This is a genomic window from Streptomyces sp. NPDC091289 (assembly GCF_044757365.1).
In the GTDB taxonomy this organism is placed as follows: domain Bacteria; phylum Actinomycetota; class Actinomycetes; order Streptomycetales; family Streptomycetaceae; genus Streptomyces.
In genome coordinates this window covers 237,245-251,689 of record NZ_JBIVUT010000002.1, presented here as the reverse complement: position 1 = coordinate 251,689, position 14,445 = coordinate 237,245, and the positions used below count along the sequence as shown (strand labels likewise).

Genomic DNA, 14,445 nt, shown 5'->3' with positions numbered 1-14,445 from the left:
GGCACCGGGCACCTGCGCGGTTCCGCGGTCAGGCGCGGCCCGCGGTCTTCTGGGTCTTACGGGTGATGGAGTCGATGACGACCGTGGCGAGAAGCACAGCGCCCGTGACCATGTACTGGATCGGCGTGGCGATGCCTTCCAGCGACAGCCCGTACTGGATCGAGACGATCACCATGACGCCGAGCAGGGCGTTCCAGGTGCGGCCGCGGCCGCCGAAGAGGCTGGTGCCGCCGATGACGGCCGCCGCGATGACGTTCATCAGAAGGTCGCCGGTGCCGGAGCCCTGGTTGGCCGCCGCGATCTTGGAGGCCCAGAACAGGCCGCCGATGGCCGCGAAGGTCCCCGCGATGGAGAAGACGGAGATCCGGATCGCGGTGACGTTGATACCGGCACGCCGGGAGGCCTCGACGCTGCCGCCGAGCGCGAAGATCTTCCGCCCGTAGGCCGTGCGGCGGAGCAGGAAGTCCGTGCCGACCAGGACGATCAGGAAGAGGACCAGGGCGAGCGGCAGGCCGCGGTACTGGTTGAACATGTACGCGGCGGCGAAGGCGAACACCGCGATGACGGCGGTGCGCACGGCGATGTCGGCGAGCGGGCGGGCCGGGATGCCGGCCGCCTCGCGGCGGCGGGTGTCCAGGAAGGCCGCGGCGAAGTAGCCGATGACCGCGATCGCGGCGAGCCCGTAACCGGCGGCGACGTCGCTGAAGTAGTACGTGGTCAGCTTGCCGACCACCCCGTCGCCGTCCAGGTTGATCGTGCCGGAGTCGCCGAGCAGCTGGAGCATGAAGCCGAGCCAGAACAGCAGGCCGGCCAGGGTGACGGCGAAGGCGGGCGCCCCGATCCGGGCGAAGAAGAAGCCGTGGATCGCGCCCATCACCGCGCCGCTGACGATGGCGACGAGGATCGCCAGCCATTCGTTCATGCCCTGGGTGACGCTGAGCACCGCGACGAGGGCGCCGGAGACGCCGGAGACGGAGCCGACCGAGAGGTCGATCTCGCCGAGCAGCAGGACGAAGATGATGCCCACGGCCATCATGCCGGTGGCGACCATCGTGGTGGCGATGTCGCTGATGTTCTTCGCGGAGAGGAACTCGGAGTTCATGCTCTGGAAGACGATGGCGATGATCGCGAGGCCGACGATCACCGGGATCGAGCCCAGGTCGCCGCCGCTGATCTTGCGCTTGAACTCGGTGATGTAGCCGCCGAAGCCCTGCTCACGGATGAGCAGGCGGGGGTCGACGACCGTGGCGGCGCCCTCGGCCGCGTCCGGGTTGCCGACCGGAGGCGTGTCGGCCGTGGAGCCGCCCTTGTCCAGGGAGGTGCCGGTCTTGTCCACCGGGTTGGTGGTCTCGTCGGTGGTCACTTGGAAACCTCCGCGTTGCGCGCCGCACGTCGGGTCACGGCGTTGTCCGTGGCGCCCGTGATGGCGGAGATGATCTCTTCCTGGGAGGTGGTCTTCACATCGAAGACGCCGTTGTTCCGGCCCAGCCGGAGCACGGCGACCTTGTCGGCGACGGCCTTCACATCGGCCATGTTGTGGCTGATGAGGATGACCGCGTGGCCGCGCTCGCGCAGCCGCTCGACGAGGTCGAGGACCTGGGCGGTCTGCTCGACGCCGAGGGCCGCGGTGGGCTCGTCGAGGATGACGAGGCGGGGCTCGCCGAGCATCGACCGGGCGATGGCCACGGTCTGGCGCTGGCCGCCGGAGAGCGAGGCGATCGGGATGCGGACGCTCGGGATCCGGATGGAGAGCGTGGACAGCAGCTCGCGGGAGCGGCGCTCCATCTCGACCTCGTCCAGGATGCCGAACCTGCGCAGCTCCCGGCCGAGGTAGAGGTTGCCGACGACATCGATGTTGTCGCACAGCGCGAGGTCCTGATAGACGGTCGCGACGCCGAGGTTCTGGGCGTCGTGCGGCTTGTCGATCTGCACGGCCCTGCCCTCCCACTCGATGACACCGTCATCGATGGGGTGCACTCCGGCGATCGTCTTGACCAGCGTTGATTTACCGGCGCCGTTGTCGCCCACCAGGGCGACCACCTCGCCGGCGTGGACCTCAAGCTCTACATCGGTGAGTACCTGGACGGCACCGAATCGCTTGGAGACCCCTCGCAACGCCAACACGGGCGTAGCGGACACATGAACCATCTCCTTCGCCGCCTGACCGGCGGGGATGCCGCACCCGGGGGAAGGCGCGGCGGTGTCGAGCACAGAGAACAGATGAGGTGGGAGCGTTCCGTCCGGCGCCCCGCCCGGTAGCGGGACGGTTGGTGTGCGGGACGCCGGACAGGCTGCGTGGCGCGTGCGGGCCGGTGTACGGCGTCGCGTGCGCGGTCGGTGGCGCCGCTTCGCCCTCGCGCGGGGCGCGGGGGGCGTCACGGCGGGCGGGACCCGGCGGCCGGGGGGCGGGCCGGGTCCCGGTGTCCTACTTCAGGCCGATCTTGTCGCAGGCGGTCTGGTACTTGCCGGCGCAGATCTCTTCCAGCGTCCAGATGCCGTCCTTGATGACGGTGTCCTTGATGTTGTCCTTGGTCAGCGAGATGACCGGGACGAGCACCGTCGGGATGTCCTTCTGGCTGGCGTTGTCGACCTTGGAGGTGGCGATGGAGTCGAGCTTCTCGCCCTTGGCGAGGGCGACGGCCATCTCGGCGGCGACGATGCCTTCCGCGGGGTAGGACTTGTAGACGCTCATGAACTGCTCACCGGTGACGATGCGCTGCACGCCCGCCAGTTCGGCGTCCTGGCCGGTGACCGGGGGGAGCTTCGGCAGACCGGCGGCCTTCAGGGCGGTGATGATGCCGCCCGCCATGCCGTCGTTGGCGGAGTAGACGCCGTCGATCTTGTCCTTGCCGAGTGCGGTGATCGCCGCTTCCATGTTGGCGTTGGCGTTCTCCGGCTTCCACTCCTTGGTGTCGTACTCCTTGCCGTACTTCACCTTGCCGTCGAGAACCGACTTGGCGCCCTTCTTGAAGAGCTTGGCGTTCGGGTCGGTGATCGCGCCGTTCATCATCACGATCGTGCCGCCGTCGGCCTTGTCGCCCAGGGCCTCCAGCAGGGCGGTGCCCTGGGCCCGGCCGACCTCTTCGTTGTCGAAGGAGGTGTAGGCGTCGATGGGGCCCTCGGCGAGGCGGTCGAACGCGACGACCGGAATGCCCTCGTTCTTGGCCTTCTTGACGCTGTTCGCGATCGCCTTGGCGTCCACCGCGCCGACGATGAGCGCGTCGACCTTGTTGGTGATCATGGTGTCGACCTGCTGCGACTGGGTGGTCGCGTCCTGCTTGGCGTTGGCGTAGACGACCTCCGCCTTGCCACCGGTGAGCTCGCTGATCTTCTTCTCGATGATCGGCCGGTCGAACTTCTCGTAACGGGCCGTCTGGTTCTCGGGGAGGAGCAGACCTATCTTCAGGTCGTCGCCCTTCTTCTCCGAGCCCTGATCGGCCTTGTCGCCGGACTCCTTGGCGCTCCCGCAAGCGGCCAGCGAGATCGCCATCGTGGTGGCGGCAACGGCAACGGCGGCACGACGCATACGCGTGTTCATTCTCGAACCTCCCTGACGAGGCCGCGACGTTGCGGCCGAGGTGGCTGGAAGTCAACTCGGCCCCAGGGCCAGCGTCAAGGAGTAAATCCTTAACGAGATGACAACGGTGCCATTCGTTATCTAAGTGAAGGCAGGAGTGGCTGCGGGGAGGGTGCTCTCCAAAAGGGTTGAATCCCCCATCTCGCTCAGCACCAGGGCGAGCGCCCCCAGCACCTCGGCACGGCCGCCGAGCGCCCCGGGCAGCACCGAGAGCTGCCGGGCGGCACTGGGGATCGCGTAACGCGACACGGAGTCCCGTATGGGCCCCAGGACCAGCTCCCCCGCCTCCGCCAGCGAGCCGCCCAGCACGACGCGGCTGGGGTTGAGCAGATTGCACAGGTTGGCCACGCCGCTGCCTATGTGGCGGCCCACGTCACCGATCACCCGGCGGCAGCCCGGATCGCCCTCCCGGGCCAGCTGGACCACCCGCTCCATGGTGAGTCCGGGGCCGTGGCTGGGCTGGAGCAGCGGCAGGACATAGCGGGCGGCGGTGAAGGTCTCCAGGCAGCCGCGGTTGCCGCAGCGGCAGACCGGGCCCGACTCGTCGAGCGTGATGTGCCCGATCTCGCCGGCCGTGCCGCCGGGGCCCCGGTAGATGGTCCCGTCGATCACCAGACCGGCACCGACGCCGCTGGCCACCTTGATGTACGCGAGGTCCTTGACGCCCCTCCCGCTCCCCCAGACCAGCTCACCCAGCGCCCCGAGATTGGCGTCGTTGTCGACGTACACGGGCACGCCGAGGCGGCCGGAGAGCTCCTCGCTGGGGTTGATGCCCGTCCAGCCCGGCAGGATCGAGGTGGAGCCCAGCGTTCCGGACTCGACGTCGATGGGGCCCGGCACGCCGAGCCCGATGCCGATCACCTTGTCCGGGCCGATCCCGGTGGCCTCGATCAGCCGCTTGACCAGCACTTCCGCCCGGTCGAAGCCTTCGGCGGAGGAGGCGTCGACGTCCAGCGGCTCGGCCTCCTCGGCGAGCACCTGGTGGGCGAGGTTGCCGACGGCGACGCGCAGATGGGTATGGCCGAAGTCGACGCCGATGACGATGCCCGCGTCACCGCTGAGCGAGACGCTGCGGGCCCGGCGGCCGCCCGCCGAGGTGGGGGTGACCTCGACCGTCCCGCCGTCCTTCAGCTCCCGGACGATATTGGAGACCGTGGCTGCGGAGAGCCCGGTGCTCCGGGCGATCTCCGCCTGGGTGAGCGATCCCGCCATCCGTACGGCGCGTACGACCCGCTCCAGATTGGCCCTGTGCAGCGATGTCTGCGACCCGGGAGTCTCCATCGACTCATCCACTCCTGCCCTTGGCGGGCGGTCCTGAAGACCGCCCCGGCCGGGGCCGCAGCGATGAGACCCCGGCTTCCTCCAACATGTGAACTCTAAGCTGACCGTTTGGGGGTACCTCCCGTCAAGACCTGAGCACCCGCGCACCCCACAACGAACCGGTGCCCCGGCGGATGGCTCCGCCGGGGCACCGGTTCGTTGTGGATACGTGACCTACTTCAGGGCGCCCGCCGTCAGACCGGAGACGACCTGGCGCTGGAAGATGATGTACGCCGCCAGCACCGGCAGCATCGCGATGACCAGGCCGGCGAAGAGGCCGGAGTAGTCGCCCTTGTAGCCCTGGCTGGAGGCCAGCTCCACCAGGCCCTGGGCCAGCACCCGCTTCTCCGGGTCGGTGTTCAGCACCGTCGGCAGCATGTACTGGTTCCACTGCCCCAGGAAGTTGAAGATCCCGACGCTGATGAGGCCGGGCTTGGCCATCGGCAGCATGACCTGGAAGAACGTCCGGGTGTGCGAGGCCCCGTCGATGATCGACGCCTCCGCCACGGAGGTCGGCAGCGTACGGAAGAACGAGGTCAGGAAGAACACGGTGAACGGCAGCGAGTACGCGATGTACACGAGGATCAGGCCGTGGATCGTGTTCAGCAGCCCCATGTTGTCCATGACGTAGAACAGCGGGACCAGCGCCAGCATGATCGGGAAGCTCATGCCGCCGACGAACAAGAAGTAAATGAAGCGGTTGCCCGGGAACTCGAAACGGGCGAGCACATAGGCGGCCATGGACCCGAGGACCAGGGTGCCGACGAGCGATCCGCCCACCACCAGGATGGTGTTGAGGAAGTACTCGCTCATGTGGGCCTGGCTCCAGGCCCGGCCCCAGCTGTCGAAGTTCAGCGAACTGGGCAGCGACCACGGCGTGTTGAAGATGTCCGAGTCGGTCTTGAACGAGGACATCACCGCCCAGAACAGCGGCAGCACGACCATGATCGCCCACAGCACGAGCATGCCGTGCGAGAAGACGTTGAGGACGTGGCCCTCACTCTTCTTCTCGGGGGCCGCCGGGCTCTTGCCCACCGGTCCGGTGCGCTGGGCCGGAACCCCGGACGCGTCGGACACGGGCCCCGGGGCGTCGGAGGGAGGGGTGTCAGTGGTCTTCATCAGAACTCCAGCCGCTCGCGCCGGCCCACCCGCATGACGATGGCGGCGAACGCCAGGGTCACGATGAGCAGGGCGACACCGATCGTGGTCGCGTAGCCCGCCTGTCCGTCACGGAACGCCGACTGGTAGACGTACAGCGGCAGGACGGTGGTCGAGTAGTCGGGCCCGCCGGGACCGACACTCATGATGTGGACGATGGCGAAGCCCTCGGCGCCGAGCGCCAGGATGCCCATGTAGACCCAGCCGGACTGGACCGTGTCCCACAGCAGGGGCAGCGTGATCCGGAAGAAGGTCGTGAAGCGGCTCGCCCCGTCCAGCAGGGCGGCTTCGTAGAAGTCCTTGGGGATGGAGGCCATGCCCGCGGAGAACAGCACCACGAAGAAGCCGGTCGTGCACCAGACGAGGACCGCCATGATGACCCACAGGGCCAGGTTCGGGTCTCCCAGCCAGTCCGGTACGTCGTCGAAGCCCACGGCCTTGAGCGTGCCGTTGATCATGCCCTGGGCCGGGTCGAAGGCGAACTGGAACAGGATGGCCACGATGGCGATCGAGAGCACCTGCGGGAAGAAGTACGCGATCTTGTAGAAGCCCGAGCCCCGTACGCCGGCGATGGCGGCGCCCTTGCGGCGCCGCCCGCCCACGTTGAGCATGAAGGCGAAGAAGAGCGCGAGGCCCAGCGTCACCAGCGGCAGCAGAACCGCCAGCAGCACACTGTGCTGCAGCGATTTCCAGAAGACGTCGTCGTCGAGCATCTTGGTGTAGTTGTCGAACCCGACCATCTTGAAGTCGGGACTCAACCCCGTCCAGTCCGTGAACGAGTAGTAGATGGACTGGATGAAGGGCCAGATGACGAAGATGACGTACAACGCCATCGGGACCACCAAGAACCCGACTATGAACCGGTATTTACCGTGTTGCATCGTTACCGACTCCGACCTTCCCCTGCTGCCCGCCGCTGGTGACGCGTGGTCACTGGTGCTTGAAGTGCTTGATGGACTGGTCCTTGGCGGTCGCGTCGGCGAAAGCCTGGATCTTCTTGATGGTCTCGGCCGGCTTGGCGCGGCCGGCCATCATCTCGCCGAGCGCGGCGACACCGATCTGCTCCTTCTGGAGCTTCACGTACCAGTCCTGCAGACGCGGGTTGACCACGTTGGTGCCGGCCTTCTCCAGCGCGGCGACACCGGACTTCAGGCCGTCGGAGAGCTCGATGCCGTCCGTGCCGCCGTTGAAGGCGGAGAGCGACTTGGTGCTCGTGGTGAAGGACTTGGAGGAGGCCTCGCTGAGCATGATGCGCAGCTGCTCCATGCCGCCCTCGGGGTTCTTCGCCTTGCTCGGGACGATGAACGGCTCGCCGCCGGACGCCCAGAGGGTGCCGAAGGGCATCTTGTCCGAGGAGTCGAGGCTGGAGGGCGCGCCCACGGCCAGCTTGAAGTCCTTGGGGATGATCGCCGCTTCCTCGTTCTCGACCCAGGAGCCGTTCGGGATGAACAGCGCCTTGCCGCGGGCCCACGCGCCCTGGGAACCGCGGTGGTCCAGGCCCGGGGTGCCCTTGAGGATGTAGTCCTTGGCGACGAGCTCGTAGTACGCCTCGAAGGCCGCCTTGACCGCGGGGTGCTCCCAGGCCTTCGGCTCCAGGTTGTCGATCGCGTCGAGGACCTCGACACCGCCGATCTTGGCGATGAAGGGGTACAGCGAGAAGGGGAGGTAGTACGGGTGCTTGCCGGGGTACGTCCAGCCGGCGATGCCCTCCTTCTTCGCCTTCGCGCAGAGCGCGAGCATGTCGTCCCAGGTCTCCGGGTACGCGGAGTCGAGCTTCTCCAGCGCGGTCTCCGAGTACCAGACGCCGTAGACCGTGTACGCGTAGTACATGATCCAGACCGGGTCGCCGTCGAACTGGCCCATCTCGATGATGCCCGGCCGCAGGGTGTCGCGGACCTTCTTGGCGGGGTCGTCGATGGAGGGGGCGTCGAGCAGCGGGGTCAGGTCGGTGAGCTGCTTCTTGCCGACCAGGACGCCCATGTCCATCTGCTGGGCGCCGGAGTTGTCGATCAGGTCCGGCGGGGTGCCACCGTTGAACCGCGGCTGAAGAACCGACTGGATCTTCTGCGTCGCGGAGAACTTGACCTTCGCGCCGGTGTAGGTCTTCTCGTAGACGGCCTTGGCGTCCTCGGCGTACTTGGTGCCGAAGCCACCGTCGAAGATGACGATCTCCAGCGGTGCGCTGCCGTTGACGGCCAGCGGGTTCTTCTCGGTCTTTTCGCCCTTTTCGACCTTGTCGTCGCTGCTGCTGTCGCCGCTCGCGCAGGCGGACAGGAAGCTCATCGTCGGAACAGCGATCAGGCCGAGTGCGGCAGAACGCTTGATCAGATCGCGACGGCCAAGGCCCTCATTGTTGTGGGCGGAGGTGGATCCCATGCTCAAGTCCTCGCCTTCTCCAGGACTCAGGCGGTGTACCGGTCACCCGTCGAAAATTCGCCTCAGGCGAAGGGTCCCGCCACCGCGGTCAGTTGCGCTTGGGTCGTGCAGATATGCAGATGTACCGGACACGCCGGTGCAGTGGGGATTTCGGGGAACCGTACAGCGAGGACACCCCCGGCGTCCTCGCAACCGTCCCTGTTTCCCCCGTGCGCACGTCCGCGTGAAACGGCCGTGCAGATGCCGACAGGTATAGTCCACTTGTCGCCAACTGAGCAAGATCGAAAGCAGGTTTGGGCGGCAGTCTTTCCCGAGTTGAGACCTCACGGATACCTCGGCACCTCACGCCCTCCTCCCGCGGCGGCTATTTCCCCATTCCGGCCGATTCGCCGACGGGCCCCGCGACAACACCCTTGACACGTCCTGTCACTTGGATCCCTACTGGTCCTTGCATCCCGCTATGACAACGTTGTCCATGCATTTTCCCGGGGAGGAACGGCTCGGCATGCAGCCACCACGCGGCCTCAACCACGGCTCCGACAAGGCCCCTCACGCGGTCCCCCGCCCGGCCCCCCGCCGGAGACGGACCCCCACAGCAGCCGCCCTGGCGGCATCCCTCGCCCTGGTGGTGATCGCCCCCGCGGTCGCCACCGCCCAGCCCGCCTCGCCGGACCGGAAGCCCTCCGGCGAGCGGACGTTCAGCTCCTCCTTCGAGGCGGACGAGAAGCAGCCGGACTGGCGCAGCACCGTCGAGGAGGGCCCCGACGGCGAGAAGCGCTCCTCCGGCGTCGACGGCGGCTTCTCCTCCGGCATCCCGGGCAATGTCACCGACCGGGTCACGGAGCTCCGCGCGAGCGCCGAGAACACCGCCGGCGGCGAGGTCAAGGAGAACCTCGTCGATGTCGAGCCGGGCTCCAAGTGGCTCGCCTTCCAGCCCACCGGCTGGGTGGAGTTCGATCTGGACGAACCCGTCAAGGTCGTGACGTACGCCCTCACTTCGGCCAACGACCACGCCGAGCGCGACCCGAAGGACTGGACGCTCAAGGGCTCGGCGGACGGCAAGGAGTGGACCGACCTCGACACCCGCAGCGGCGAGACCTTCGCCGAGCGGCACGAGACGAAGACGTACGACTTCGAGGCCGCCACCGCCTACCGGCACTTCCGGCTGGAGATCACCAAGAACAACGGTGCGGCGGACGCGCTCCAGCTCGCCGACGTTCAGTTCTCGAACGGTGACACCTCCGCGCCGGTGCCCGACGAGATGCGCAGCCAGCCCGACCGCGGCCCCTCCGGCTCCCCCACCGCGAAGTCGGGCGCGGGATTCACCGGAAAGAAGGCACTGCGTTACGCGGGTACGCACACGCCCGACGGACGCGCCTACTCGTACAACAAGATCTTCGATGTGAACACGGCCGTCACCAAGGACACCGAGCTGTCCTATCTCGTCTACCCGCAGATGGGCGAGACGGACCTGAACTACCCGGCCACCCATGTCGCGGTGGACCTGGCCTTCACCGACGGCACGTACCTGAGCGACCTGAAGGCCACCGACAGCCACGGCGGCCTGCTGACCCCGCAGGGCCAGGCGGACGCCAAGCGCCTCTACGTCAACCAGTGGAACAAGGTCGCCGCCCGCCTGGGCACGGTCGCCGCGGGCAAGACGGTCGACCGGATCCTGGTGGCGTACGACTCCCCCAAGGGCCCGGCGAAGTTCCAGGGCTGGATCGACGACATCACGATCGCCCCGAAGAAGCCCGAGAAGCGCAAGGCGCATCTGTCGGACTACGCCCTGACGACCCGCGGCACGAACTCCAGCGGCGGTTTCTCGCGCGGCAACAACATTCCGGCCACGGCCGTCCCGCACGGCTTCAACTTCTGGACGCCGGTCACCAACGCGGGCACCACCAGCTGGCTGTACGACTACCACCGGGGCAACAACGAGGACAACCTCCCCACGCTCCAGGCCTTCGGCGCCAGCCATGAGCCGAGCCCGTGGATGGGCGACCGGCAGACCTTCCAGGTGATGCCGTCGGCCGCGAGCGGCACCCCGGACGCGTCCCGTACGAAGCGCGCGCTGCCGTTCCGGCACGAGAACGAGACGGCGACGCCGCACTACTACGGCGTCACGTTCGAGAACGGCCTCAAGGCCGAGATGACGCCGACCGACCACGCGGCCCGGATGCGGTTCACCTACCCGGGCAAGGACGCGAGCCTGGTCTTCGACAACGTCTCGAACGACGGCGGCATCACGCTGGACCCGAAGAACCGCTCCTTCTCCGGTTACACGGACGTCAAGAGCGGCCTGTCCACCGGCGCGACCCGGATGTTCGTGTACGGCGTCTTCGACGCGCCGGTCACCGACAGCGGCAAGCTGAAGGGCGGCGGGGGCGACGACGTCACCGGCTTCTTCCGCTTCGATGCGGGCAAGGACCGCACGGTCAACCTGCGGCTGGCCACCTCGCTGATCGGCGTCGACCAGGCGAAGCAGAACCTGGCCACGGAGATCCCGGAGTCCGCCTCCTTCGACAAGGTGCGGCGCACGGCGCAGAGCGCCTGGGACGACATCCTCGGGACGATCGAGGTCGAGGGCGCGAACGCGGACCAGCTGACGACGCTCTACTCCAGCCTGTACCGGCTCTACCTCTACCCGAACTCCGGCCACGAGAAGGTGAAGGGCAAGAACAGGTACGCCAGCCCCTTCTCCAAGGCGGTCGGCGAGGACACCCCGACGCGGACCGGCGCGAAGATCGTCGACGGGAAGGTGTACGTCAACAACGGCTTCTGGGACACCTACCGCACGACCTGGCCCGCCTACTCCTTCTTCTCCCCGAAGAAGGCCGGCGAGCTGGTGGACGGGTTCGTCCAGCACTACAAGGACGGCGGCTGGACCTCGCGCTGGTCCTCCCCCGGCTACGCGGACCTGATGACCGGCACCAGCTCGGACGTGGCGTTCGCCGACGCGTACGTCAAGGGCGTGAAGTTCGACGCCGAGGCGGCGTACGACGCGGCGCTCAAGAACGCCACCGTGGCCCCGCCGTCCTCGGGCGTCGGCCGCAAGGGACTGGAGACCTCGGTCTTCACCGGCTACGCGAACACCGCCACCCACGAGGGCCTGTCCTGGTCCCTGGAGGGTTACGTCAACGACTACGGCATCGCCCGCATGGGTCAGGAGCTGTACAAGAAGACGAAGAAGGCGCGGTACAAGGAAGAGTCCGAGTACTTCATGAACCGGGCGCAGAAGTACGTGAAGCTCTTCGACGACAAGGCCGGGTTCTTCCAGGGCAAGAAGCCGAACGGCGACTGGCGCCTGCCCTCCGGCGAGTACGACCCCCGCGTCTGGGGCTACGACTACACCGAGACCAACGGCTGGGGCTACGCCTTCACCGCCCCGCAGGACAGCCGGGGCCTGGCCAATCTGTACGGCGGCCGCGACGGGCTCGGCAAGAAGCTGGACACGTACTTCTCGACGCCGGAGACGGCGGGCCCGGAGTTCGTCGGCAGCTACGGCGGGGTCATCCACGAGATGACCGAGGCACGTGATGTGCGGATGGGCCAGTACGGGCACAGCAACCAGGTCGCCCACCACGCCACGTACATGTACAACGCGGCCTCGCAGCCGTACAAGACGCAGGAGAAGGTCCGCGAGGTCCTGAGCCGGCTGTACATCGGCAGTGAGATCGGGCAGGGCATCCACGGCGACGAGGACAACGGCGAGCAGTCGGCGTGGTTCCTCTTCTCCTCGCTCGGCTTCTACCCGCTGGTGATGGGCAGCGGGGAGTACGCGATCGGCTCGCCGCTCTTCAAGAAGGTGACCGTCCGCATGGACAACGGCCGCAAGCTGGTCGTGAAGGCGCCGAAGAACAGCGAGACGAACATCTACGTGCAGGGCGTGAAGGTCAACGGCAAGAAGTGGACCTCCACAGCGCTCCCGCACGACGTGCTGGCCAAGGGCGGCACGCTGGAGTTCGACATGGGCCCGAAGCCCTCGGCCTGGGGCACGGGGAAGGACGCGGCCCCGGTCTCCGTACAGAAGGACGACAAGGTCCCGACGCCCAAGGGCGACGCGCTCAAGGGTGACGGCGCGCTCTTCGACGACACCTCGGCCACCTCGGCGACGGTGGAGTCGGTGGAGCTGCCGGTGACCTCGGCGACGAAGGGCATCCAGTACACGCTGACCTCGGCGGCGGCCGACAAGGCGCCGACGGGCTGGACGCTCCAGGGCTCGGCCGACGGCAAGAAGTGGAAGGACATCGACCGCCGCTCCGGCCAGTCGTTCGCCTGGGACAAGCAGACCCGGGTGTTCTCGGTGGACAAGCCCGGCTCGTACGCGAAGTACCGGCTGGTGCTGACGGGTTCGGCGACGCTCGCGGAGGTCGAGCTCCTGAGCTGATCCGTAGCTGATCCGTAGCTGATCCGTCCGCACAGCAGGTGCGGGGCGACGAAGGGGCGGGAGTGGCTGGACCACTCCCGCCCCTTCGTCTTGTTCCCCTTGTTCCTCTTGCGTTACGACGCCGGGGACTTCCGGGCCGAGATCACCTGGCACGAGTAGACGAGCCGTTCGTTGGTGCTGTGCGAGGCGTGCACCGAGATGGACCGGTCGCCGCCCGGAGCGACCGTCACCGTCTTGTACTGGGAGCTGATGCTCTTGCTCGCGACCGTGGAGTTGGCGTACTTGCCGACCTTGAACTGCACCGTGAAGGTGTACCGGTAGGCGAACTCGGTGGACGCGTTCTGGATGTCGACGTCGTAGCTGATCCGTCCGGCGGAGCGCTGGAAACTGCAGTTCTCGCCGATCACCTCGCTGTTCGCGGGCGCGTTGTACTGCGGCCGCGACGTCGGAGCGCTGCCACCGCTGCCGCTGCCACCGGAGGAGAGCCCGCCGGTGGTGCCGCTGGAAGTGCCGCCCGATGTGCCGCCGGAGGTGCCGCCCGAGGTGAGCCCGCCGGAGCCGCCCGAGCCGCCCGACGAGGCGCCCGGGACGTCGGGCAGTCCGCTCGGCCGCAGGGTGAACGACGGATTCGGCATGGTCGGCGGCGCGGACACGTCGCCCAGACCGCCGAAGGCCTTGTCGCTCGGATTGTCGGTGCAGCCGGCGAGCGTGGTGATGGCTGCGAGAGCGAGAGTGGCTGCGCCGACGGCGCGACGAACACGCATGTGATGATCCCCCGAAAACAGAATGCGTAGCTGGCTCAGTTGGTGCGGACCGTTCCTTGAAAGGCGAAGGGTCCGGGGCAGGCTACCGGATCCGGCCACCGGAGTCCCAGCCACTCATGTGGCGGGCTCCGAGGTGGCGGGATCCCCGGTGTTGGTATTTTGGGCCGCTCGCGCACTCACGCGTGGGAAACGTTTTCACCATCGGGGGACACGACGCCATGAGCCAGCCCTGGCAGCCACAGCAGCCGCAGAACAACCCGTACGGTCAGCCCGTGCCGCCGCAGCAGCAGCCGGGGTACGGCTACCCGGCCCCCTACCCTCCCCAGCAGCCGATGCAGCCCATGCAGCCCGGCTACCCCTCCCCGTACCAACCGGGCTTCCGGCCCTCCGGCGGCGCGAAGACGGGCAAGGCCTTCTTCCTCGGGCTGCTCGTCGCGGCGGGAATCGGGCTGGTCTACTCGGGCATCCTGCTGGCCACCCACAAGGACCTGTCACGCGTGGGCCTCCAGGCGAGCTACCTGGTCCTCGCGGCCGCGCTCGCGGTGGGCGTGGGAGCGGTGGTGGGCCGCACCGGCGGCCGGGCGGCCGGACCGCACGTCTGGGCCGCCGTCCTGGCCACGCTGGCCGCGTACTTCGGCGTCGCCAACGGCTATGTGTTCACCCTGCTCGACGCCGGCGGCATCGACCTGCTCGAACTGGTGCTGGAGAACGAGCCCATGGCCCCGCACAAATTCTGGTGGCACCGCCTCAACGGCGGCGTCGCCCTCCTGGGCCTTGCCGTGGCCGCGGGGGGCGCCTTCGCCGTGGCCCACCTGATCGGCAAGAAGCAGCAGCCGCCGCAGCAGCAGTACCAGTACTGA

10 protein-coding genes are annotated in these 14,445 nt (G+C 67.8%); 2 read left to right on the top strand and 8 right to left on the bottom strand.

Features of this window, described 5'->3' with window-relative positions:
• Positions 1-28 precede the first annotated feature (28 nt).
• The 7 genes from ACIQPT_RS03175 to ngcE all read right to left on the bottom strand — a co-directional run bounded on the left by ACIQPT_RS03175 (position 29) and on the right by ngcE (position 8,431).
• Entirely contained in the window at positions 29-1,363 is a 1,335-nt protein-coding gene (locus tag ACIQPT_RS03175) for a sugar ABC transporter permease (protein ID WP_401152101.1), read from the bottom strand.
• Positions 1,360-2,148, bottom strand: coding sequence for an ATP-binding cassette domain-containing protein (locus tag ACIQPT_RS03170; RefSeq protein ID WP_401152098.1), 789 nt, complete (start codon positions 2,146-2,148; stop codon positions 1,360-1,362). The genes ACIQPT_RS03175 and ACIQPT_RS03170 overlap by 4 nt, the downstream gene beginning before the upstream one ends.
• Positions 2,149-2,425: 277 nt before the next feature.
• A complete protein-coding gene (locus tag ACIQPT_RS03165; protein WP_401152097.1) occupies positions 2,426-3,538 on the bottom strand; it encodes a sugar ABC transporter substrate-binding protein in 1,113 nt (370 codons plus the stop codon).
• A 120-nt stretch (positions 3,539-3,658) separates the two neighbouring features.
• Positions 3,659-4,858, bottom strand: a complete 1,200-nt coding sequence (locus tag ACIQPT_RS03160; RefSeq protein WP_103536139.1) for an ROK family transcriptional regulator — start codon at positions 4,856-4,858, stop codon at positions 3,659-3,661.
• Positions 4,859-5,071: 213 nt separating this feature from the next.
• Positions 5,072-6,016, bottom strand: a complete 945-nt coding sequence (locus ACIQPT_RS03155; RefSeq protein ID WP_401152095.1) for a carbohydrate ABC transporter permease — start codon at positions 6,014-6,016, stop codon at positions 5,072-5,074.
• Positions 6,016-6,936, bottom strand: a complete 921-nt coding sequence (locus ACIQPT_RS03150; protein WP_401152092.1) for a carbohydrate ABC transporter permease — start codon at positions 6,934-6,936, stop codon at positions 6,016-6,018. Before ACIQPT_RS03150 ends, ACIQPT_RS03155 begins: the two co-directional genes overlap by 1 nt.
• A 49-nt stretch (positions 6,937-6,985) precedes the next feature.
• Positions 6,986-8,431, bottom strand: coding sequence for an N-acetylglucosamine/diacetylchitobiose ABC transporter substrate-binding protein (ngcE, locus tag ACIQPT_RS03145; protein WP_401152090.1), 1,446 nt, complete (start codon positions 8,429-8,431; stop codon positions 6,986-6,988).
• Between the two features lie 505 nt (positions 8,432-8,936).
• Here ngcE and ACIQPT_RS03140 point away from each other — a divergent pair.
• Complete coding sequence (locus tag ACIQPT_RS03140) at positions 8,937-12,821, top strand: GH92 family glycosyl hydrolase (protein WP_401152087.1); 3,885 nt, start codon at positions 8,937-8,939, stop codon at positions 12,819-12,821.
• Between the two features lie 113 nt (positions 12,822-12,934).
• On the opposite strand, the gene ACIQPT_RS03135 is transcribed toward ACIQPT_RS03140, so the two are convergent.
• Positions 12,935-13,585, bottom strand: a complete 651-nt coding sequence (locus ACIQPT_RS03135) for a hypothetical protein (protein WP_401152084.1) — start codon at positions 13,583-13,585, stop codon at positions 12,935-12,937.
• 218 nt (positions 13,586-13,803) lie between these two features.
• Between ACIQPT_RS03135 and ACIQPT_RS03130 the strand changes: the two genes are divergently transcribed.
• A complete protein-coding gene (locus tag ACIQPT_RS03130; RefSeq protein ID WP_401152081.1) occupies positions 13,804-14,445 on the top strand; it encodes a hypothetical protein in 642 nt (213 codons plus the stop codon).